This window comes from Serratia sp. DFXYC6 (assembly GCF_057196085.1).
Genome location: NZ_JBXUNV010000003.1, coordinates 344,037 through 365,956 on the forward strand (window position 1 = coordinate 344,037; position 21,920 = coordinate 365,956).

20 protein-coding genes are annotated in these 21,920 nt (G+C 61.3%); 12 read left to right on the forward strand and 8 right to left on the reverse strand.

The window, feature by feature from the left end; all coding sequences use genetic code 11:
- The first annotated feature begins 31 nt into the window (after positions 1–31).
- The 3 genes from deoA to deoD all read left to right on the forward strand — a co-directional run bounded on the left by deoA (position 32) and on the right by deoD (position 3,476).
- Positions 32–1,354, forward strand: coding sequence for a thymidine phosphorylase (gene deoA, locus AC2CGQ_RS17965; protein ID WP_004933068.1), 1,323 nt, complete (start codon positions 32–34; stop codon positions 1,352–1,354).
- 70 nt (positions 1,355–1,424) lie between these two features.
- Positions 1,425–2,648, forward strand: coding sequence for a phosphopentomutase (gene deoB / locus AC2CGQ_RS17970; RefSeq protein ID WP_099982143.1), 1,224 nt, complete (start codon positions 1,425–1,427; stop codon positions 2,646–2,648).
- Positions 2,649–2,744: 96 nt separating this feature from the next.
- Positions 2,745–3,476: a purine-nucleoside phosphorylase gene (gene deoD, locus AC2CGQ_RS17975; RefSeq protein WP_004933059.1), complete on the forward strand. Its 732-nt coding sequence runs from the start codon at positions 2,745–2,747 to the stop codon at positions 3,474–3,476.
- A gap of 169 nt (positions 3,477–3,645) precedes the next feature.
- Here the strand turns inward: deoD and AC2CGQ_RS17980 are convergent, their stop codons facing one another.
- Entirely contained in the window at positions 3,646–4,329 is a 684-nt protein-coding gene (locus tag AC2CGQ_RS17980) for a YtjB family periplasmic protein (protein WP_004933054.1), read from the reverse strand.
- Between the two features lie 110 nt (positions 4,330–4,439).
- Here AC2CGQ_RS17980 and serB point away from each other — a divergent pair, with 110 nt between their 5' ends.
- The 4 genes from serB (at position 4,440) to AC2CGQ_RS18000 (ending at position 9,722) form a co-directional block, all read left to right on the forward strand.
- Positions 4,440–5,417, forward strand: a complete 978-nt coding sequence (gene serB / locus AC2CGQ_RS17985; RefSeq protein ID WP_004933052.1) for a phosphoserine phosphatase — start codon at positions 4,440–4,442, stop codon at positions 5,415–5,417.
- A gap of 19 nt (positions 5,418–5,436) precedes the next feature.
- Positions 5,437–6,822 carry a DNA repair protein RadA gene (gene radA, locus AC2CGQ_RS17990; RefSeq protein ID WP_484593804.1) on the forward strand — a complete coding sequence of 462 codons (1,386 nt, stop codon included), beginning with the start codon at positions 5,437–5,439 and terminating at the stop codon, positions 6,820–6,822.
- A gap of 58 nt (positions 6,823–6,880) precedes the next feature.
- On the forward strand, positions 6,881–8,155 hold the full coding sequence (gene nadR / locus AC2CGQ_RS17995) for a multifunctional transcriptional regulator/nicotinamide-nucleotide adenylyltransferase/ribosylnicotinamide kinase NadR (protein ID WP_021505379.1): 1,275 nt from the start codon (positions 6,881–6,883) through the stop codon (positions 8,153–8,155).
- Between the two features lie 133 nt (positions 8,156–8,288).
- On the forward strand, positions 8,289–9,722 hold the full coding sequence (locus AC2CGQ_RS18000) for a glycosyltransferase family 39 protein (protein WP_015376597.1): 1,434 nt from the start codon (positions 8,289–8,291) through the stop codon (positions 9,720–9,722).
- 31 nt (positions 9,723–9,753) lie between these two features.
- Here AC2CGQ_RS18000 and AC2CGQ_RS18005 read toward each other — a convergent pair whose 3' ends face one another.
- Positions 9,754–10,755, reverse strand: a complete 1,002-nt coding sequence (locus AC2CGQ_RS18005) for a zinc-binding alcohol dehydrogenase family protein (protein ID WP_082997238.1) — start codon at positions 10,753–10,755, stop codon at positions 9,754–9,756.
- A gap of 97 nt (positions 10,756–10,852) precedes the next feature.
- Between AC2CGQ_RS18005 and AC2CGQ_RS18010 the strand changes: the two genes are divergently transcribed.
- A complete protein-coding gene (locus AC2CGQ_RS18010) occupies positions 10,853–11,764 on the forward strand; it encodes a LysR family transcriptional regulator (protein WP_015376599.1) in 912 nt (303 codons plus the stop codon).
- Positions 11,765–11,794: 30 nt separating this feature from the next.
- Here the strand turns inward: AC2CGQ_RS18010 and ettA are convergent, their stop codons facing one another.
- From ettA to yfiR, 4 genes are all read right to left on the reverse strand, one after another.
- On the reverse strand, positions 11,795–13,462 hold the full coding sequence (gene ettA, locus AC2CGQ_RS18015; protein ID WP_033649135.1) for an energy-dependent translational throttle protein EttA: 1,668 nt from the start codon (positions 13,460–13,462) through the stop codon (positions 11,795–11,797).
- A 142-nt stretch (positions 13,463–13,604) separates the two neighbouring features.
- Positions 13,605–14,102, reverse strand: coding sequence for an outer membrane lipoprotein YfiB (gene yfiB / locus AC2CGQ_RS18020; RefSeq protein ID WP_015376601.1), 498 nt, complete (start codon positions 14,100–14,102; stop codon positions 13,605–13,607).
- A gap of 38 nt (positions 14,103–14,140) precedes the next feature.
- Entirely contained in the window at positions 14,141–15,388 is a 1,248-nt protein-coding gene (gene dgcN, locus AC2CGQ_RS18025; protein WP_015376602.1) for a diguanylate cyclase DgcN/YfiN, read from the reverse strand.
- Positions 15,385–15,990, reverse strand: a complete 606-nt coding sequence (gene yfiR / locus AC2CGQ_RS18030; RefSeq protein ID WP_015376603.1) for a regulatory sequestration protein YfiR — start codon at positions 15,988–15,990, stop codon at positions 15,385–15,387. The genes dgcN and yfiR overlap by 4 nt, the downstream gene beginning before the upstream one ends.
- Positions 15,991–16,628: 638 nt before the next feature.
- On the opposite strand from yfiR, the gene sltY reads away from it, so the two are divergent.
- Positions 16,629–18,557 carry a murein transglycosylase gene (sltY, locus tag AC2CGQ_RS18035; RefSeq protein WP_076740928.1) on the forward strand — a complete coding sequence of 643 codons (1,929 nt, stop codon included), beginning with the start codon at positions 16,629–16,631 and terminating at the stop codon, positions 18,555–18,557.
- Positions 18,558–18,611: 54 nt separating this feature from the next.
- Positions 18,612–18,941, forward strand: a complete 330-nt coding sequence (trpR, locus tag AC2CGQ_RS18040) for a trp operon repressor (protein WP_004933017.1) — start codon at positions 18,612–18,614, stop codon at positions 18,939–18,941.
- Positions 18,942–18,952: 11 nt separating this feature from the next.
- On the opposite strand, the gene yjjX is transcribed toward trpR, so the two are convergent.
- A complete protein-coding gene (gene yjjX, locus AC2CGQ_RS18045; protein ID WP_004933015.1) occupies positions 18,953–19,471 on the reverse strand; it encodes an inosine/xanthosine triphosphatase in 519 nt (172 codons plus the stop codon).
- A gap of 101 nt (positions 19,472–19,572) precedes the next feature.
- On the opposite strand from yjjX, the gene gpmB reads away from it, so the two are divergent.
- On the forward strand, positions 19,573–20,220 hold the full coding sequence (gpmB, locus tag AC2CGQ_RS18050; RefSeq protein ID WP_004933012.1) for a 2,3-diphosphoglycerate-dependent phosphoglycerate mutase GpmB: 648 nt from the start codon (positions 19,573–19,575) through the stop codon (positions 20,218–20,220).
- On the opposite strand, the gene robA is transcribed toward gpmB, so the two are convergent.
- Complete coding sequence (gene robA, locus AC2CGQ_RS18055; RefSeq protein ID WP_484593805.1) at positions 20,217–21,086, reverse strand: MDR efflux pump AcrAB transcriptional activator RobA; 870 nt, start codon at positions 21,084–21,086, stop codon at positions 20,217–20,219. The genes gpmB and robA overlap by 4 nt on opposite strands.
- Positions 21,087–21,428: 342 nt before the next feature.
- Here robA and creA point away from each other — a divergent pair, with 342 nt between their 5' ends.
- Entirely contained in the window at positions 21,429–21,908 is a 480-nt protein-coding gene (gene creA / locus AC2CGQ_RS18060) for a protein CreA (RefSeq protein WP_004933005.1), read from the forward strand.
- The last annotated feature ends 12 nt before the right edge of the window (positions 21,909–21,920 follow it).

Here is a 21,920-nt window from a genome sequence, read left to right on the forward strand (position 1 = left end):
GCACCGACTCTCAGCGACACAGGGGGATGCCTTGTTCCTGGCTCAAGAAATTATTCGTAAGAAACGCGACGGCCAGCCGTTAAGCGAAGCGGAAATCCGCTTTTTCATCAACGGTATTCGCGACAATGTGGTGTCGGAAGGGCAGATCGCCGCGCTGGCGATGACCATTTATTTCCATGACATGAGCATGCCGGAGCGCGTGGCGCTCACCATGGCGATGCGCGATTCCGGCACCGTGCTGGACTGGAAGAGTTTGGCGCTGAACGGCCCGATCGTCGACAAGCATTCGACCGGCGGCGTGGGCGACGTGACCTCGCTGATGCTCGGCCCGATGGTGGCGGCCTGCGGCGGCTATGTGCCGATGATCTCCGGCCGCGGCCTGGGTCATACCGGCGGCACGCTGGACAAACTGGAAGCCATTCCGGGCTTCAATATTTTCCCGGACGATAACGCCTTCCGTAAAATCATTCAGGACGTCGGCGTGGCGATCATCGGCCAGACCAGCTCGCTGGCGCCGGCGGACAAACGTTTTTACGCCACCCGCGACATCACCGCCACCGTGGATTCTATCCCGCTGATCACTGCCTCCATTCTGGCCAAGAAACTGGCGGAAGGGCTGGATGCGCTGGTGATGGACGTGAAGGTCGGTTCCGGCGCCTTTATGCCGACCTATGCCCTGTCGCAAGATTTGGCGCAGGCGATCGTCGGCGTGGCCAACGGCGCGGGCTGCAAGACCACTGCGCTGCTGACCGACATGAACCAGGTGCTGGCCTCCAGCGCCGGCAATGCGGTGGAAGTGCGCGAAGCGGTGCGTTTCCTGACTGGTGAATACCGCAACCCGCGCCTGCTGGAAGTGACGCTGGCGCTGTGCGTGGAGATGCTACTGTCCGGCGGCCTGGCGAATGACGAAGCCGATGCGCGTGCCAAACTGCAGGCGGTACTGGACAACGGCAAGGCGGCGGAAGTGTTTGGCCGCATGGTGGCGGCGCAGCAAGGGCCGATAGACTTCGTCGAACGTTATGATAGCTATCTGCCGGCGGCAACGCTGAGCAAGCCGGTGTATGCTGAAAATCCGGGCATCATCAGCGCCATGGATACCCGCGCGCTGGGCATGGCGGTGGTTTCGCTGGGCGGCGGCCGCCGCCGGGCGAGCGACGCCATCGATTACAGCGTCGGTCTGACCGAGGTGGCGCGCCTGGGTGATAAGGTGGATGCCCAGCAGCCGCTGGCGATGATCCACGCCAACGATGAAGAGAGCTGGCAGCAGGCGGCCGATGCGGTGCGTAGCGCAATGACGCTGAGTGACAAGGCGCCGGAAGCGACGCCGGTAGTGTATAAGCGCGTCACGGAATAACCCAAGAATCAGGAACGGCCGCGGCTTTTTCGCGGCCGTCCAAAGCGTGAGAACACGCAGGAGAGCACAGATGAAACGCACATTTATTATGGTATTGGACTCCTTCGGCATCGGCGCCAGCGAAGACGCCGAACGTTTTGGCGACCGGGGTTCCGACACCCTGGGCCACATCGCCGAGGTTTGCGCGCGCGGCGAGGCCAACGTGGGCCGTCAGGGTCCGCTGACGCTGCCTAACCTGAGCCGTCTGGGCCTCGGCAAAGCGGCGGAAGAGTCCACCGGCAACTTCCCGCAGGGGCTGGATCGCAACGCCGACATCATCGGCGCTTACGCATACGCCAGCGAGCTCTCTTCCGGTAAAGACACGCCGTCGGGCCACTGGGAAATCGCCGGCGTGCCGGTACTGTTCGACTGGGGCTACTTCAAGGACGAGCACAACAGCTTCCCGCAGGCGCTGCTGGATAAGCTGGTGGAGCGCGCCAACCTGCCGGGCTACCTGGGCAACTGTCACTCATCCGGCACCGTGATCCTCGATCAGCTGGGTGAAGAGCACATGAAAACCGGCAAGCCGATTTTCTACACCTCCGCCGACTCGGTGTTCCAGATCGCCTGCCATGAAGAAACCTTCGGCCTGGATCGCCTGTACGAGCTGTGCGAAATCGCGCGTGAAGAGCTAACCGAAGGCGGTTACAACATCGGCCGCGTGATCGCGCGTCCGTTCGTCGGCGACAAGCCGGGCCACTTCCAGCGCACCGGCAACCGCCACGATCTGGCGGTAGAGCCGCCGGCGCCGACCGTGCTGAAAAAGCTGGTGGACGAGAAGGGCGGTGAAGTGGTGTCGATCGGTAAAATCGCCGACATCTATGCCAACGTCGGCATCACCAAGAAGGTGAAAGCGACCGGCATCGACGCGCTGTTCGACGCGACCCTGATTGAAATGGAAAAGGCCGGCGACAACACCATCGTGTTCACCAACTTCGTGGACTTCGACTCCTCTTACGGCCACCGCCGCGACGTGGCGGGCTACGCCGCCGCGCTGGAGCTGTTCGACCGCCGCCTGCCGGAGCTGCTGAAGCTGGTGAAAGACGAAGACATCATCATCTTCACCGCCGACCACGGCTGCGACCCGACCTGGCCGGGCACCGACCACACCCGTGAGCACATCCCGGTGCTGGTCTACGGCCCGAAAGTGAAACCGGGCTCGCTGGGCCACCGTGAGACCTTCGCCGACATCGGCCAGACCGTCGCCAATTATTTTGGCCTGTCGCCGATGGATTACGGTAAAACCCTGTTTTAATTCGTGAGTTTAAGGCGGTGGCGCAGTTGGCCGCCGCCTGACATACCACGGCTTATACGTTTAACGCTATTTAATACGATTTAAAGGAAGAGAATTATGGCTACGCCGCACATTAATGCTGAGATGGGTGATTTCGCTGACGTAGTACTGATGCCGGGCGATCCGCTGCGCGCAAAATACATCGCCGAAACCTTCCTGGAAGGCGCGGTGGAAGTGAACAACGTGCGCGGCATGTTGGGCTTCACCGGCACCTACAAAGGCCGCCGCATCTCCGTAATGGGCCACGGCATGGGCATCCCGTCCTGCTCCATCTATGCGCGCGAGCTGATCGCCGAATTCGGCGTGAAGAAGATCATTCGCGTGGGTTCCTGCGGCGCGGTGCGTGACGATATCAAACTGCGCGACGTGGTGATCGGCATGGGCGCGTGCACCGACTCCAAGGTTAACCGTCTGCGCTTCAAGGACAACGACTACGCGGCGATCGCCGACTTCGACATGGTGCGCAACGCGGTCGATGCGGCGGCGGCGCAGGGCATCCCGGCGCGCGTGGGCAACATCTTCTCCGCCGATCTGTTCTACACCCCGGATCCGGACATGTTCCAGGTGATGAAGAAGTACGGCATCCTGGGCGTGGAAATGGAAGCGGCCGGCATCTACGGCGTGGCGGCGGAGCTGTACGAAGAGTTCGGCTGCAAGGCGCTGACCATCTGCACCGTGTCCGACCACATCCTGCGTCACGAAGCGACCACGGCGGCGGAACGCCAGACCACCTTTAACGAAATGATCGTTATCGCGCTGGAATCCGTGCTGCTGGGCGACAAAGCGTAATACCGCGGCGGGCGTCGCCATGGCGCCCGCCCGTCAATCTATTCACTCCGCATGGCCGTTTTTGGCTAACGCTCTACCTTTCAATTGGATGTGGATCCCGTTGTTACGGACAATCTATTCACCGAAAGGACAAGAAAACGGCACGGACGCATTCAACGCCTGGCCTGAGTTACTCCTTCTTCGGCGCTTCCTGCTTTGTCTCCGGCGCATCCTCTTCGTCGTCTTCCACCGTATTGCCTTCTTCCAGTGGCGTGTTGGCGGTCAACAGGTAGGGCGACTGCTGCCAGCGGCTGCGGCGGTGCTGCAGCAGGGTGCGCGCCAGAATGATGCCGATCGCCAGCGCCAGCAGGATCATCAGGCGCAGCAGGTTGGTGGTGTTGTCCACCTGTTTGGATTCGGTCGCCAGCACGTGGGTGTCGAGGGTGATGCGGATAAAGCCGATCGGGCCGTCTTTGCCCTGAATGGATTCGACCAACTGGTGGTTGAAGTAGCTGCCGGCGCGTTTGCCGTCGAGCGACAGGCGATCGCGTATACTTATCTGCTCCCCGGCGTGGGAGACCAGCGTGCCGTCCAACTGATACACGCTGACGTCGAGAATGCGGCTGTGATCGGTGAGCTGCTTGAGGATGGCGTCGATGCGCGGGTTGTTGCCGTCGTCGTCCAGCAGCGGCGCCAGGCTGTAGGCGACCTGTTTGGTCAGCGTCTGCGCCAGCTCTTCCACCTGCTCGGATCGCGCCATTTGGTGACTCAGGCTAAAATAAGAGGCGCCCTGCATCAGCAGCACCAGCAAAGCCAGGCAAATCAGGATAATAGCGGTGCGGTGCAGGCGAAATTTCAGTTTAGCGCGAGCCATGCAGGTTCCTTGGGCATCGGGGACACTTTATGTTGCCAGAACCGCTGGCGATAGGATAGCTTGATGCGTCGTTTTATCATGCAGCGTTTTTGTCCATTCAGGAGTCAATGATGTCAAACAGTCTGACCTATTGCGATCTTCCGGCGGAGATCTCTCAATGGCCGGGTCTTCCCCTTTCGCTCAGCGGCGACGAAGTGATGCCGCTGGACTACCGGGCGGGCAATACCGGGTGGCTGTTATACGGCAGGAAGCTGGACAAGGCGCGCATTACCCAATTCCAACGCAAGCTGGGCGCGGCGATGGTGATCGTCACCGCCTGGGGCGTGGACGACTATCAGGTGGTGCGCCTGGCGGGCACCTTGACGCCGCGCGCCAAGCTGTTGGCGGCGGAGAGCGGGCTGGACGTGGCGCCGCTCGGCAAGATCCCGCACCTGCGCACGCCGGGGCTGCTGGTGATGGACATGGATTCGACGGCGATCGAGATCGAATGCATCGACGAGATCGCCAAATTGGCGGGCGTCGGCGAGCAGGTGGCGGAAGTCACCGAACGCGCGATGCGCGGCGAGCTGGACTTTACCGCCAGCCTGCGCCAGCGCGTCGGCACGCTGAAAGGGGCCGATGCCAACATCCTCAAGCAGGTGCGCGACGAGCTGCCGTTGATGCCGGGGCTGACCAGCCTGGTGGGCAAGCTGCAGGCGATGGGCTGGCATGTGGCGATCGCCTCCGGCGGCTTCACCTACTACGCCGAATACCTGCGCAACCGGCTGCGGCTGGTGGCGGCGGCGGCCAATGAGCTGGAGATCCGCGACGGCAAGCTGACCGGCGAAGTGCTGGGGCCGGTGGTGGACGCGCAGTTCAAAGCCGACACGCTGCTGCGGCTGGCGGAGAAGCTGGAGATCCCGCTGGCGCAAACCGTGGCCATCGGCGACGGCGCCAACGATTTGAAAATGATGCAGGCGGCGGGGCTGGGCATCGCCTACCACGCCAAGCCGAAAGTGTATGAAAAAGCGCAGGTATCGATCCGGCATGCGGATCTGATGGGCGTGCTGTGTATTCTCACCGGCAGCCTGAAACACGAAGTGCGATAACGAAAGATTGAGGTAAGACGTGGCAAAAGCGGCAAAACGGGCATTTGTGTGCAATGAGTGCGGGGCGGACTATCCGCGTTGGCAGGGGCAGTGCAGCGCCTGTCATGCCTGGAACACCATCACGGAAGTGCGTTTGGCCGCGTCGTCCGCAGCGGCGCGCAACGATCGCCTCAGCGGCTATGCCGGCGACGCCGGCGTCAGCAAGGTGCAGAAGCTGTCGGAAATCAGCCTGGAGGCGCTGCCGCGCTTCACCACCGGCTTTCTCGAGTTCGACCGCGTGCTGGGCGGCGGCGTGGTGCCCGGCAGTGCGATTCTGATCGGCGGCAACCCCGGCGCCGGCAAGAGCACCCTGTTGCTGCAGGTGCTGTGCAAGCTGTCTGAACAGATGAAAACCCTGTACGTCACCGGTGAGGAGTCGCTGCAGCAGGTGGCGATGCGCGCTCACCGTCTGGGGCTGCCGACCGGCGGCCTGAACATGCTGTCGGAAACCAGCATCGAGCAGATCTGCCTGATCGCTGAGCAGGAACAGCCGAAGCTGATGGTGATCGACTCGATTCAGGTGATGCACATGGCGGACATTCAGTCTTCGCCGGGCAGCGTGGCGCAGGTGCGGGAAACCGCCGCCTACCTGACGCGCTTCGCCAAGACGCGCGGCGTGGCGATCGTGATGGTCGGCCACGTCACCAAAGACGGCTCGCTGGCCGGGCCAAAAGTGCTGGAACACTGTATCGACTGTTCGGTGCTGCTGGACGGCGACGCCGATTCCCGCTTCCGCACCCTGCGCAGCCACAAGAACCGCTTCGGCGCGGTCAACGAGCTGGGGGTGTTCGCCATGACCGAACAGGGGCTGCGCGAAGTCAGCAACCCTTCGGCGATCTTCCTCAGCCGCGGCGATGAAGTCACCTCCGGCAGCTCGGTGATGGTGGTGTGGGAAGGCACCCGGCCGCTGCTGGTGGAGATCCAGGCGCTGGTGGATCACTCGATGATGTCCAACCCGCGCCGCGTGGCGGTGGGCCTGGAGCAGAACCGGTTGGCGATCCTGCTGGCGGTGCTGCACCGGCACGGCGGGCTGCAGATGTCGGATCAGGACGTGTTCGTCAACGTGGTCGGCGGGGTGAAAGTCAGTGAGACCAGCGCCGATCTGGCGTTGCTGATGTCGCTGGTCTCGAGCCTGCGCGATCGGCCTCTGCCGAACGATCTGGTGGTGTTCGGCGAAGTGGGGCTGGCGGGGGAAATTCGCCCGGTGCCGAGCGGCCAGGAGCGGATCGCCGAAGCGGCCAAGCACGGCTTCAAGCGCGCCATCGTGCCGCACGGCAATATGCCGAAGAAGCCGCCGGCCAACATGCAGGTGTTCGGGGTCAAGAAGCTGGCGGACGCGCTGGACGTGCTGGAAGAGTTTTATTAATGTCGCCGACGGCGAGCAAGATATGCTATTTTGTTTAGCATACTAAACGGAGGTGGCCATGCCGCAATTTGATTACCTGAAGACGTCCATCAAGCAAAAAGGCTGCACGTTGCAGCAGGTGGCGGATGCCAGCGGCATGACCAAGGGCTATCTGAGCCAGCTGTTGAACGACAAGATCAAAAGCCCGAGCGCGCAAAAGCTGGAAGCGCTGCACCGTTTTCTCGGGCTGGAGTTCCCGCGTAAAGAGGTTAAAGTCGGCGTGGTGTTTGGTAAATTTTACCCGCTGCACACCGGCCATATCTACCTGATCCAGCGCGCCTGCAGCCAGGTGGATGAGCTGCACGTCATTTTGTGCCACGACGAGCCGCGCGACCGCGAACTGTTCGAGAACAGTTCGATGTCGCAACAGCCGACGGTCAGCGATCGCCTGCGCTGGCTGCTGCAGACCTTCAAGTACCAGAAAAACATCCATATCCACTCGTTCGACGAGCAGGGCATCGAGCCCTACCCGCACGGCTGGAACGTGTGGAGCGACGGCATGAAGGCCTTTATGGAACAGAAAGGCATCGTGCCGAGCTTTATCTATTCCAGCGAAGCGCAGGATGCGCCGCGTTACCGCGAGCATCTGGGCATCGAAACCATTCTGGTCGACCCCGAGCGTTCGTTCATGAACATCAGCGGCAATCAGATCCGCCAGGATCCGTTCCGCTACTGGGATTACATCCCGACCGAGGTGAAGCCGTTCTTCGTGCGCACCGTGGCGATCCTCGGCGGCGAGTCGAGCGGCAAATCGACGCTGGTCAACAAGCTGGCCAACATCTTCAACACCACCAGCGCCTGGGAATATGGCCGCGATTACGTGTTCTCGCACCTGGGCGGCGACGAGATGGCGCTGCAGTACTCCGACTACGACAAAATTGCCCTCGGGCAGGCGCAATACGTGGATTTCGCGGTCAAGTACGCCAACAAGGTGGCATTTATCGATACCGATTTCGTCACCACCCAGGCGTTTTGCAAAAAGTACGAGGGGCGTGAACACCCCTTCGTGCAGGCGCTGATCGACGAATACCGTTTCGATCTGGTGATCCTGCTGGAAAACAACACGCCGTGGGTGGCGGACGGCCTGCGCAGCCTCGGCAGTACCGCCGATCGGCTGGCGTTCCAGCGCCTGCTGGAGGAGATGCTGCGCGCCAACAACATCGAGTATGTGCACGTTGAGTCCAGCGATTACGAAGAGCGCTTCCTGCGCTGCGTCGAGCTGGTGCAACAGCTGCTGGCGGCGGACGCCGGCCGGTTGGTGAACGCGCCCGCCCAGCATCACGCCGCAGGCTGAGCAAAATTAGCGTAATGTGCGATCGCGCGGCAGAAACGGCCGCCCGGGCGCACATTTAACGGCTTGTTTAAACATGGTTCATTCGACAGCGACTACGTTAAGCTTTTCTTTACAATAACGCTTAGAAGAAGACATGTCTTATCGCTTGCTCGCTCTTTGGTTGGTCTGCTATGCCGCAGCCTGGACGCTGCTGACTGTTCATCTCGATCCTACCCTGCCTTACGACGCCGTCGAGGCGCTCAACTGGGGCCTCAACGGCGAATGGGGCTCACCGAAAAACCCGTGGCTGGTCGGGGCGGCGATGCAGCCGGCGATCGGGTTCTCGTGGCTGCCGCTGAACCTGTACTGGTATGGCGGGCACTTCATCGCCATCGCCATCGGCATGTTGGGCGTCTGGCTGTTGGCGCGCCGGCTGAGCGGCAGCACCTCGCTGGCCTGGATGGCGCTGTTGACGCTCAACCTGTCCGGCATCATCAATTTCGACATCATTCCCTACAACGACAATTACCTGTTGGTGATGCTGTGGCCGTGGATGGCGCTGTTTTTCCACCTGGCTATATCGCGTTCGGCCAACTGGTGGCCGGCCTTCGCGCTGACGGCCGGTTTGGCGATGATGGCGAAGTACTCGACCTTCGCCTTCGTCTATTTCGCCGCGCTGTCGACGCTGTTCGTACCGCAGATCCGCCGCTGTTATCGCCAGCCGCAGTTCTATCTGGCGGTGGCGATCTGGTTGGCGCTGGTGTTGCCGAACGTGTTCTGGTTGTGGAACCACGATTTCGCCGCCTTCAAGTGGGTGGATTCGCAGATCAAGATGCAGCTCAATCTCGACATGCTGCAGTCGCTGCTGCTGGTGTTCTATCCGTCGCTGGTGCTGTGGGGGATCCTGCGGCGCAGCGGGGCGGTGCTGGCCTGGCCATCGGCGTTGCCGATGCGGGTGTTGCTGTGGGTCTACCTGTTGCCGCTCGGCATCATTACCTTCTGGTTCTCTTTCAACGTCGGCGGCCGGCTGACCGAATGGCTGCAGCCGTTCTTCATGCTGGCACCTGCGCTGTTGGTCGGTTGCGTGCGCCAGCCGCCGGTGCGTTCGCTGCGCGCGGCGACCATTGGTCTGATGTGCGCGGCGCTGGCGGTCTACCTGGGGTATGCCGCGGTGATGCTGGGCAACGTGCGCAACGCCGGTCAGAAAATGGTGGGTATCAAGGCGTTCAGCGCCGAGGTGGAGCGGCAGTGGCAGGAGCGGTATGGCGTTGAACTGCGCTACGTCGGCGGCGAATACCTGTCGCAGTGGATGACGGTGTACGCCGGTTCCCGGCCGCGAACCATTACGCGTTGGTCCAATCATACGCGGCCGAATATCTACAACGTCAACATCAGCTATCCGCAGATTGCGCAGCACGGCGTTGCCCTGTTCGGGCGGTTGGGTGAGGACTGCGCGCGCAGCGACTTCGGCGGCGAGTTGGCCCACTGGCCGAAGATGCGCCTCGATTGGCAGCAGACGCTGACGTTCCGCGCCGATCCGCATAGCGACGAGCAGACGCTGTGCGTCGGTTTCGTTCGTCCGCAGTAACGGCGGCGCGCTGCGCCGCCGCGATTCAGGCTCAGTAAGCGATAACCAGCTTGCCTTGCATATGGCCGCCGAGCAGCTGTTGATGCGCGGCGGTCAGCGTGTCTACCGACAGCCCGTGCAGGGTTTCGCTCAGTGTGGTGCTCAGCTTGCCCTCGTCCAGCAGCTGCGCCACCTGCTGCAGGATCTTGCCCTGCTGCGCGATGTCCGGGGTGGTGAACATGCTGCGGGTGAACATGAATTCCCAGTGCAGCGCGGCGCTTTTCAACTTCAGCGCGTTTTGATCCAACGGCTGCGCGTTCTCGACGATGGTGCAGATATGGCCGAGCGGCGCGATCAGTTCGGCCATCGCCGGCCAGTGGCCGTCGGTATCGTTCAGACACAGGATGTAATCCACCTGCTCGATGCCCTGCTGCGCCAGGTTGCCCTTCAGATCGCGGTAGTCCACCACCAGATCGGCGCCGCGCTCAAGGCACCAGGCGGCGGATTCCGGTCTTGATGCGGTGGCGATCACTTTCACCTTGCTGCGCAGCGCGGCCAGCGGAATGGCCAGCGAACCGACCCCGCCGGCGCCGCCGATGATCAGCAGCGTCTTGTGCTCCGGCGCGTCCTGAATGTTCAGGTGTTCGAACAGCGCCTCCCAGGCGGTGAGGGCGGTGAGCGGCATGGCGGCGGACTCGGCCCAGTTCAGGCTGCGCGGCTTGTGCGCGGCGATGCGTGAGTCGATCAGTTGGTGACTGCTGTTGCTGCCGGGGCGGGTGATGTCGCCGGCGTACCACACTTCATCGCCGGGCTTGAAGCCGCTGACGCCGTTGCCCACGTCCACCACGACGCCGCTGGCGTCCCAGCCGAGAATGCGCGGCTGCTGCAGGCCGTTTTTCTGCAGACCGGCGTGCACTTTGGTGTCCACCGGGTTGACCGACGCCGCTTTCACTTCCACCAGCAGATCGTACTGGCCGGGCACCGGCATCTCCGGTGAGATTTCGATGAAATCGGCGGGGTTCTGCGGGTCTACGGCAATGGCTTTTATCGACATGATTGTACTCCTTTCAAATGATGCCCCCAGTGTAGACCCGCGACAGTGGGGTGATAAGATGGACAATATCTAACGGAGTGTTCGTTTAAGGTGAACAATGGAATTCAAACAACTGCAGGACATGGCGTTGTTCGCGCTGGTGGCGGAGTGCGGCAGTTTTACCGCCGCCGCGCAGCGCGTTGGGTTGCCGAAATCCAGCGTCAGCCAGCGCATCAGCCAGCTCGAGCAGACGCTGGGGCTACGGCTGCTCAATCGCACCACGCGCCAGCTGAACCTGACCTTCGCCGGTGAGCGTTATCTGGAACATTGTCAGGTCATGATGTCTGCTGCCGAACGTGCCGATCTGGCATTGCAGCGGCTGCGCGATAACCCGAGCGGCCGCCTGCGCATCTCGACGCCCGCCGGGCTGGGGGCGACCCTGGTGGCGCGGCTGGCAGCGGATTTTCAGCGCCAGTACCCGGACGTTTCGCTGGAGGTGTCGGTGTCCGACGCGATGGTGGATCTGGTGCAGGAAGGTTTCGACGCCGCGCTGCGCACCGGCAAGCCGCAGGATTCTTCGCTGATCGGCCGCCGTCTCGGGTATGCGCCGCGCTATCTGTTGGCCGCACCGTCCTATTTGGCGCAGCACCCGCCGATCGAACATCCGCAGCAGCTGCAGCAGCATCGCTGTATCGCCCACCGCGCCTGGACGGCCTGGAACCTGCGCTGCGGCGATGACTACTACCGTTGGCAGCTGCCGCTGGCGCACACCACCGACAACCTGCTGTATGCGCGCGAATGCGCCATCGCCGGCGCGGGGATCACGCTGCTGCCGGCGTTTCTCAGCCGCGAGGTGGTGGCGCAGAAACTGCTGGTGGAGGTGCTGCCGGCGTGGCGCGCAGAAGGGAATGAGCTATATCTGGTCTACCCGAGCCGCAAGCTGAATTCCGCGGCGTTGGCCTGCTTCATCGATGTGGTGCTGCAGCATCCGGCGTTCGACGACTACGCGCGCGAGCTGGCGCGGGAGTAAAAAAAGGCGCCGCATGCGGCGCCTTTCGTATTACTTGGCGATCTTCTTGTACTTGATGCGGTGCGGCTCGAGCGCATCGGCGCCCAGCGTACGCTTCTTGTACTCTTCGTACTCGGTGAAGTTGCCTTCGAAGAATTCCACCTTGCCCTCGTCCTGGTAGTCCAGGATGTGGGTGGCGATACGGTCGAGGAACCAACGGTCGTGCGAGATCACCATGGCGCAGCCAGGGAATTCCAGCAGGGCGTTTTCCAGCGCGCGCAGGGTTTCGATATCCAGGTCGTTGGTCGGTTCATCGAGCAGCAGTACGTTGCCGCCAACCTGCAGCAGCTTGGCCAGATGCAGACGGCCACGCTCACCGCCGGACAGCTCGCCCACGCGTTTGCCCTGATCGACGCCCTTGAAGTTGAAGCGGCCGACATAGGCGCGGCTTGGCATCTCGGTGTTGCCGATGCGCATGATGTCCTGCCCGCCGGAGACTTCTTCCCACACGGTTTTCGAACCGTCCATGCTGTCGCGGAACTGATCGACGGACGCCAGCTTGACGGTATCGCCCAGCACGATGCTGCCGGAATCAGGCTGCTCCTGACCGGACATCATGCGGAACAGCGTGGATTTACCCGCGCCGTTCGGGCCGATGATGCCGACGATCGCGCCTTTCGGCACCGAGAACGACAGGTCGTCGATCAGCAGGCGGTCGCCATAGGACTTACGCAGGTTGCTGACTTCGACCACTTTATCGCCCAGGCGCGCGCCAGGTGGAATGAACAGCTCGTTGGTTTCGTTACGTTTTTGGTATTCGGTGTTGTTCAGCTCTTCAAAGCGGGCCAGACGGGCCTTGCCTTTGGACTGGCGGCCTTTGGTACCCTGGCGCACCCACTCCAGCTCTTTCTCGATCGACTTGCGACGAGCGGCTTCGGCGGACGCTTCCTGCGCCAGACGCGCGTCTTTCTGCTCCAGCCAGGAGGAGTAGTTGCCTTCCCATGGAATGCCTTCACCGCGGTCAAGTTCGAGGATCCAGCCGGCCACGTTATCCAGGAAGTAACGGTCGTGGGTGATCGCTACCACGGTGCCTTCGAAGTCGTGCAGGAAGCGTTCCAGCCAGGCCACGGACTCGGCGTCCAGGTGGTTGGTCGGTTCGTCCAGCAGCAGCATGTCCGGCTTTTCCAGCAGCAGGCGGCACAGCGCCACGCGGCGGCGTTCACCGCCGGACAGGTGGGCGATTTTGGCGTCCCAGTCCGGCAGGCGCAGCGCATCGGCGGCGCGTTCCAGCTGGGCGTTGAGGTTGTGACCGTCGTGCGCCTGAATGATCTCTTCCAGGCGGCCCTGTTCGGCGGCCAGCTTGTCGAAGTCTGCGCCTTCTTCCGCGTACAGCGCGTACACTTCGTCCAGGCGCTTCAGCGCGCCGACCACTTCCGCCAGCGCTTCTTCCACCGACTCACGCACGGTGTGTTCGAGGTTAAGCTGCGGCTCCTGCGGCAGGTAACCGATCTTGATGCCCGGCTGCGGGCGCGCTTCCCCTTCGATATCGGTATCGATGCCGGCCATGATGCGCAGCAGGGTGGACTTACCGGCGCCGTTCAGGCCCAGCACGCCGATTTTAGCCCCAGGGAAGAAGCTCAGGGAGATGTTTTTCAAAATATGACGCTTCGGCGGTACCACCTTGCCGACGCGGTGCATGGTATAGACGTATTGAGCCACGTTGCTCTAAGCCTCTCTATATCAGTATTTATAGGATGTCTGGCGGCATGAGTGTAGCCCGTTTCGATCTCGGATCCCAGACATCGCTCAGCGATCGCTAAGTATAACCGTTTATGCGCCGATAAAGGCGCATATTGGTGGCTTATGGCGTGACGACGATCGCGACGCGGCGGTTTTCCGCACGGCCGCTGGAGGTGCGGTTATCGGCAACGGGATCGCGCTTGCCCATGCCGCGGGTTTCGATATTGGCGCGTGGAATGCCGACGCTGGCCAGCAGATCGGCCACCGCATCGGCGCGGCGCAGGGAGAGCTGATCGTTATAGCTGTCTTCACCGTAGTTGTCGGTATGGCCGTCCAGGCGGAACTTGGTGATGCCGACGCTCAGCAGCGCACGGCCCATCTTCTGTACCGTCTCGGTGCTTTCCGGGTTCAGTTTGCCGATGTTGTTGCCGAACAGCACCTTGTCCGACAGGCCGAACTCCCAGCCATTATCGGTCAGTTTGAAGCCCTGCGATTGCAACAGCGCGACCTGCTCGGGTGTCAGGCCCTGCGGTTTGCTCTGGCAGCCGGCGAGCGCCAGCAGAGCGACGAACATCATCGTCAGCAGTGAAAAACGGCCTTTAAAAAGTTGCTGTATCATAGTCAAAATCCCTAGTTCAAGTGTTATAGCCGGGGCTCTTATTTATGTATAGCCAGCCGCCAGCCTCCGTTATAACGATGCTTTGCCTGATACATCGCATCGTCAGCTTCGTGCAAAAGACCCTGAGGCGTCGATGCGTGATCAGGGTACAGCGCAATACCGATACTCAGAGAGGTGATGACCGTCTCGTCGTTCGGCAGAATGACCGGTTGCGTCATGCAGTCGATGATGTTGTCAGCGATCTGCAAGACATCTTCCGTGCTGTGTACCGGCGCCAGCAGCACGGCGAATTCGTCCCCTCCCAGGCGGGCGACCAGATCGGTCTCGCGCAGCTGCGCGCGAATGCGCCCGGCAATGGTGGTCAGCACCGCATCGCCTGCGGCGTGGCCGTAACTGTCGTTCACCTCCTTGAAGCGATCGCCGTCGATAAACAGCACCGCCAATTTCGCCGGCGGTTCGATATCGCCCAGCGCGCGGCTTAGCCGCCCTTCGAAGAAGGCGCGGTTCGGCAAGCCGGTCAGGCTGTCGTGCGTCGCCCGGTGAGCCAGCGAGTCGTTCTCTTGCTTCAGATGGGCCTGCCAGGCCTCCAGCTCGTCGAGCAAGCCGTTGAAATCGTTGCTGAGCTCATGCAGCTCGGCGATAGGCGCCGACGGCACCCGCAGGCCGAAGGTGCGATCGCGGCGAACCGCATGCGCCACGTTGGCGATGTCGTCCAGCGAACTGACGATGCCGACCAGCATGCGGCGCGACAGCACCAGGGCGCACAGGGTGCTGAGCACCAGGCAGGCGATCATGCCGACCATGCCGCGTAACAGGAAACGCAGCAGGCTGCCGCCGTTGCCGCTCAGCCAGACCTGGCCGACCTGCTTGCCCTCGTGGGTGATAGGCAGAATGACCGGTTCGGGCAGCGCCCAGTGCGCGACGATCTGCTCCAGGCCGTGCAGCGGCCCATCGGTAGGATGGCGCCAGTTGGCCAGCATCTTGCCGTTGTTGTCGAGGATCCGCGCGTCCGATACCTCTTCGTTGGAGGATATCAGCATCAGCGCCTCGCGCGCGGCGGTGCGGTCTTCAAACACCACGGCGGCCTCGACGGTATAGCTGATGGAGCGCGCGATCAGGTGCAGGTTGTGATTGGCATAGGCGCGCAGCGCAAACAGCGCCACCAGCGTCAAAAAGATGCCGGCGGTGCCGACGGCGATCAGCGCCAGCCCAAGATGCACCCGCTGCAGCACTCGGCCCAGCGTCGGGCGCGCATTGCCGGAGCGGTTTTTACGCAACAGCCTCATAGCGGCGGCGCCTGTTTGCGTGCCAGCTGCAACACGTTGGGGTGAACGCGCACGCCGCTGCGCGCCAGAGCGTCCAGGTTGACTTTGAAACTGGCCTGGTCCCCATCAATCTGCAGGCAAAATGCGCTGCCGGCGGAGCATTCGCTATCGTTCTCGCTGATGCTGAGAATGGAGTTGCCGGAAATGCGCTGCATGAAATTTTGTCTCTGCGCGGCGGTGATGTTCCCTAAGTAGATGACATCACAGCCGGTACTCAGCGTTGGGCTATCGAACGGCACGCGCTCGGCTTTAATCGGACGCGGCGCGCTCAGCAGGATCGGATCGAACAGCCCTTCGGCATACTGGGTGGGTGCGGTCACGCACAAGCGGATCGGATTAGGTTCACGCGACCAGCGTGCGTAGCTGATGATGCCTACCACTACGGTCGTCACGGCGTGCGTGCGCTTTTGATAGGGATCAGCGGCGGCGTGCGCAGGCTCGGACAACGTCAGCAGCACCAACAAAACGATCAGCAGCAGGCGGCCGATATTCAGGCGTGCGTCAAGGAAGCCCGGTTCGGGGCTTTTTGCGCAACGCATCGCTATCGCGGTCTTATTCACCATCTTCACCCGCCATTCCGGCCTGATCCACTGCCCGCAGGCCGTGGCCTGACAAGGAAAAATCCGGCCCGCTTGAAGGGACAATCGTTTTGCTGAAAGCTGTCAGTCGCACTGCCTAATGAACACTATCTAACCCATAATTGGCGCGGATTGTATTATAAGATGTCTTCGTTGGGCGCTTTATGTGCTGTTTTCTCGGAATTATCTTACTTATTTTTGATAGTATAAAAATGCCCACCCGGGTTTGCCACCGCTTTTCTGCAAAGTTGGCGCGTTTAGCCCGCTGTCAGGCGATTTGCGCAACGGTGGCGCCATATAACAAATCAAATAATGTGATGACTAATAATTAAAAAGTATTTTACTTCTCCAATAAGCGCCGGGACAGCTAATAAAAATCCGGTGGCTGGAAATATCCCGCCGGCCTGATTTGTCAGCCAAAGTAAACGTTTTTACCTGGCCCGCGTCATGGCGATACACTTCTTCTTCTACAGTATTGAATGGATAAGCGATTGCGCTGTCTATGGTAGATATCTGCGTCCGGGCCGTGCGCCCGGCTTTATTTTGTCCCGCGGCGCCGTGGTGCGGCGGTCACCGGGGAGCTGGGCGGCTCCTGCGGTATAACCAGTGAGGAAAGAGCGAGGATGGTCAAGGTGGACAAGCGACGGCTGTTGGCAATGGGCCTGTGTCTGACGGCGTTTTCAGGCGCGGCGCTGGCGGATTCTCTGGATGCGCAACGTCAGCGTTACCAGCAGATCAAACAGGCGTGGGATGGCAATCAGATGGACGTGGTGGCGCAGCTGATGCCGACGCTGCGCGATTACCCGCTTTATCCTTACCTGGAATACCGCGAGCTGACACAGGATCTGAGCCAGGCGGGGTTCTCCGAGGTGAACGACTTTATCAAACGCCACCCGACGCTGCCGCCGGCGAAATCACTGGTGCCGCGCTTCGTCAATGAACTGGCGCGGCGCGAAGACTGGCGCACCCTGTTGGCCTTCAGCGCGCAGCCGCCCAAACCGGTGGCGGCGCGCTGCAACTATTACTACGCCAAATGGGCCACCGGCGACCAGCAGGCGGCCTGGAGCGGCGCCGACGAGCTGTGGCTGAACGGCAAAACGCTGCCGGGCGCCTGCGATCGTCTGTTCAGCGTCTGGCGTGGCGCGGGCAAGCAAACGCCGCTGGATATTCTGGCGCGCATGAAGCTGGCGCTGAAAGAAGGCAACAGCTCGCTGGTCAGCAACCTCTATAGCCAGCTGCCGGCCGACTACCAGACCATGGGCAACGCCCTGGTGCGCTTGCAAAACGATCCGACCACCGTGGAAGCCTTCGCCCGCAGCGTGGGGCCAACTGACTTTACCCGCGCCGCTACCGGCATCGCCTTTGAACGCCTGGCGCGGCAGGATGTGGAAAACGCGCGGGCGATGATCCCGACGCTCGCGCGGCTGCAGAAAATGAGCGACGACGAACGGCTGGGGTTGGAAGAGGCGGTGGCCTGGCGCCTGATGGGCAGCGACGCTACCTACGAGCAGGCGCAGTGGCGCGATCAGGTGATTCTGCGCAGCCGTTCGCCTTCGCTGTTGGAGCGCCGAGTACGCATGGCGTTGGGCTATGGCGATCGGCAGGGCGTCGCGACCTGGCTGGCCCGCCTGCCGGAAGCGTCGCGCAACAAGGATGAGTGGCGCTACTGGCGCGCCAGTCAACTGATGGACGAAGGCAAACGCGCCGAAGGCGAGGAGATGTTGCGTAACCTGATGACCGAACGCGGCTTCTATCCGATGGTCGCGGCGCAGAAGCTGAACGCCACTTATCCGGTGATGGTGGCGGTGGCGGCCAAGCCGCGCACGTCGCTGGTCGACGGGCCGGAGGTCGCCCGGGTGCGCGAGCTGATGTACTGGAATATGGATAACCTGGCCCGCAGCGAGTGGGGCTCTTACGTCGCCAGCCGCAGCCGGCCGGAACAAGAAGCGCTGGCGCGCTACGCCTTTGAGCAAAAATGGGCCGATCTGAGCGTGCAGGCGACCATCGTCGGCAAGCTGTGGGATCATCTGGAGGAGCGCTTCCCGGTCGCCTGGCCGCAGGAGTTCCGCCGCGCGACCGATGACAAGGGGATCACCACCAGCTACGCGATGGCTATCGCGCGTCAGGAGAGCGCCTGGAATCCGAAAGCGCAGTCGCCGGTTGGCGCTACCGGCCTGATGCAGGTGATGCCGCGCACCGCGCAGCATACGGTGCAGATGTTCAATATTCCCGGTTACGTCGGCCCGAGCCAGCTGTTCGATCCACAGACTAACATCACCATCGGCACCAGCTATCTGGAGTCGGTCTATCAGCAGTTCGGCCGCAACCGCATCCTGTCGAGCGCCGCCTATAACGCCGGCCCGTCGCGGGTGAACACCTGGCTGGGCAACAGCGCGGGGCGGATCGATCCGGTGGCGTTCATCGAAAGCATTCCGTTCTCGGAAACCCGCGGCTACGTCAAGAATGTGTTGGCCTATGATGCGTTTTACCGCTATCTGACGCACCGGCCGGCCAAGGTGCTGACCGACGCCGAGTGGCAGAGACGTTATTGATTTTGACGGCCCTATGGTATGCTGCTGTACTAGTTAAATAGTATGGTGGCTGCCATGACGCAATTATCGTTAAACGACCCCGCTCTTTCAGAACAAGGCAATGAGGATTGGCTGCGCTTCGTCGCGCTGCTGCAGAATTCGTTTGCGCAAGAACTGCATCAACCGCTGCTGCAGCTGATGCTGACGCCGGACGAGCGCACCGCGCTGGGCACCCGGGTGCGAATCATCCAGGAACTGATGCGCGGCGAGATGAGCCAGCGCGAGCTGAAAAATGAACTGGGCGCGGGGATCGCCACCATCACCCGTGGATCGAACAGCCTGAAAGCGGCTTCACCCGAGCTGAAACAGTGGCTTGAGCAGCAGCTGTTGCACGACGCGCCCTAGCGGGCGCGGTGCTATTGCTGGTAGATGGCGTTGTGAAACGGCACCAGCGCCAGCAGCAGCGCCTGGTGGTAAACGCTGGTGCGGCTCAGCCGGCCGTCGGTGAAGACGCCGATGGCGCCGCCCTGGCGCTTCACCTCGGCATTGCCGGTGATCGCCGCCATTTCGCTGCCCAATTCGCGACCGGCGCGAATACCTTGTAAGATGACCTCCGGCAGCATCAGGCTCGCCGAGCGAGATTCGCCGCGGATGTGCGGGTTCTCGATGGTCATCCAGGCGAAGGTCATATTCTCTTCAATCCCGGCTTCCACGCCGACCCAAAAATCGGCCTCGGGCCTGACCTGGCGCGCTTCCATGACGCGTTGACGCGAGCCGGTGCGGGTTTCGTGATTGCCTATCGGCTGCAGCGAGACACCGCTGGCGACGTCAACGGATTCAATGCGGTATTGGCCTGCGCCAAAGACGTCATCGAAGGCCAGTTGAATAGCCTTGATCTTTGCCGGGTTGGTAGTTGCAGCGACAACATGGTACATAACGGGTTTGATATCCTTCTGGCCGATACGCCGGGCAGCGGCAAAAGCGCCACCGGGCCGGGGATAAATGCAAATTTCACGCAGTATAACGGAAAACAAAAATGTTACAGGTATACCTCGTTCGCCATGGCGAAACGGAATGGAACGCGGCTCGCCGCATCCAGGGTCAGTCCGACAGCCCGTTAACCGCCATGGGTGAACACCAGGCCCGTCTGGTCGCCAGGCGCGTCAGCAAAGAAGGCATTACGCACATCATTACCAGCGATCTGGGGCGCACGCGCCGCACCGCACAGATCATCGCCGACGCCTGTGGCTGCGAAGTGATTAGCGATCCGCGTTTGCGTGAGCTGCACATGGGGGTTCTGGAAGAACGCCTGATCGACAGTTTGACGCCGCAGGAAGAGCAGTGGCGCAAACAGATGGTCGATGGTACTCCTGACGGCCGAATCCCTCAAGGCGAATCCATGGAGGAGCTGGGCGAGCGCATGCGCGCCGCGCTGGAGAGTTGCCTGATGCTGCCTGAAGGCAGCAAGCCGCTGCTCGTCAGTCATGGTATCGCGTTGGGGTGTTTGATCAGTACGGTGCTGGGGCTGCCGGCCTATGCGGAACGCCGCCTGCGCTTGCGCAATTGCTCACTGTCGCGCGTCGATCACCAGCAGAGCCCGTGGTTGGCTTCCGGCTGGATCGTGGAAACGGCGGGCGATGTCACGCATTTGGACATGCCCGCGTTGGACGAACTGCAGCGTTAACGCCGAATCGGGATCAGGTAATCGCACTTGATCTCGATAGGTGCCTGATGCGGACGGCGCTCGCCTTTCGGATAGAAGCGCTCGATGTCGTGCCCTTTGCGGCGCGTCAGCTGGAGCGCCGGCAGGCAGGTGCCGTAGACCGTCAGAATAAAGTCTTGCAGTCCCTCGGTGAGCCCTTCGTAGCTGAACATCGCAAACTCACCGCCCGGCAACACCAGCGGCTGGCCTTCCTGTACCTTGTCAGGCACCTGATCCGGCTCCAGCGCCGTGGTGTACAGCACTTCCTGTTCGTCGTCCTTCTCCTGGCTCGGTCGCGAGTGGTGCAGCCCGTACAGCACCGGCGGCAGGGTTTCGACGTCACCGAGGAACTGACGCCAGAACTGTGAGCGCAGTTCGGTGCGCACGGTGGTGATCTGTTCCAGCGTACAGGAGTAGCTTTGAGTCAGGCCGACCAGCTGCTTGTCCGGCAGCGAGACGAATTCCGGCTGCGGCAAGGTGAAGGCTCCCAGACGGATCGGCGGACAGATGCCGAATGCATTCCAGTCTTCGGCGCGGCGGTACAGCGCCGGCGTTTGCGCAAACTGTTTTTTGAAGGCGCGGGTGAAGGTCTGCTGCGAGTCGAAGCGATATTGCAGGGCGATATCCAAAATCGGCCGGCTGGTCAAACGCAGCGCGACGGCGGCTTTGGACAGCCTCCTTGCCCGGATGTAAGCACCGATGGCGTTACCGGTAATATCTTTGAACATCCGTTGCAGATGCCATTTGGAGTAGCCTGCCTTGGCCGCCACGTTATCCAGCGACAAGGGTTGGTCCAAATGGCTTTCCAGCCAGCTAAGCAGATCACGAATGATACCGGCTTGATCCATAGATCTTCCTCGTAAAGCTTGGGGGTAGGAACCCGAACTGTTGATTCGTCACGCTGGTGCTGCGCTATCAGACCGATCCATGAGCCATTATGCGTTGCACTCTTTGCCTCTGCTGCGCATGCCGCGCCAGAGTTGGATTGGGGTACACCGTAGTGGGCGCAAAGAAATAACGACGCCGCATCATAGCAATTTTTTTACTCCGCGACTCTCAAAGATTTTTGTCACGCTCTGTGCTAAAACGGACGGTGCGGACCCGTAAAAAACCGATTCCGTGAGCTTAGACATAAATAATGGCGACCGCCGAACCTATTTTTGCGGCAAGGTTATACCGGAGTTAAGTAAATGAAAAAAAGCTGGATATTTTTATTCGGTTTGGTTTGCGCAACCGTTGGCAGCGCGCAGGCGGAGCAGGTGGGCTCCGTTGATACGGTGTTTAAATTGTTGGGGCCAGACCACAAAATCGTAGTGGAAGCGTTCGACGATCCGGATGTTAAAAATGTAACTTGTTATATCAGCCGCGCCAAAACCGGCGGCATCAAAGGCGGCTTGGGGCTGGCGGAAGACACCGCCGACGCGGCCATTTCCTGCCAGCAGGTGGGGCCTATCGAGCTGAGCGACAAGATCAAAAACGGCAAGGCGGAAGGCGATGTGGTGTTCCAGAAACGCACCTCGCTGGTGTTCAAGAAGTTGCAGGTGGTGCGCTTCTATGACGCCAAGCGCAATTCGTTGATTTACCTGAGCTACTCCGACAAGGTGATCGACGGTTCGCCGAAGAACGCGTTGAGCGCGGTGCCGATCATGCCATGGGCTGAGACGAAATAAAAAAACGGGGTT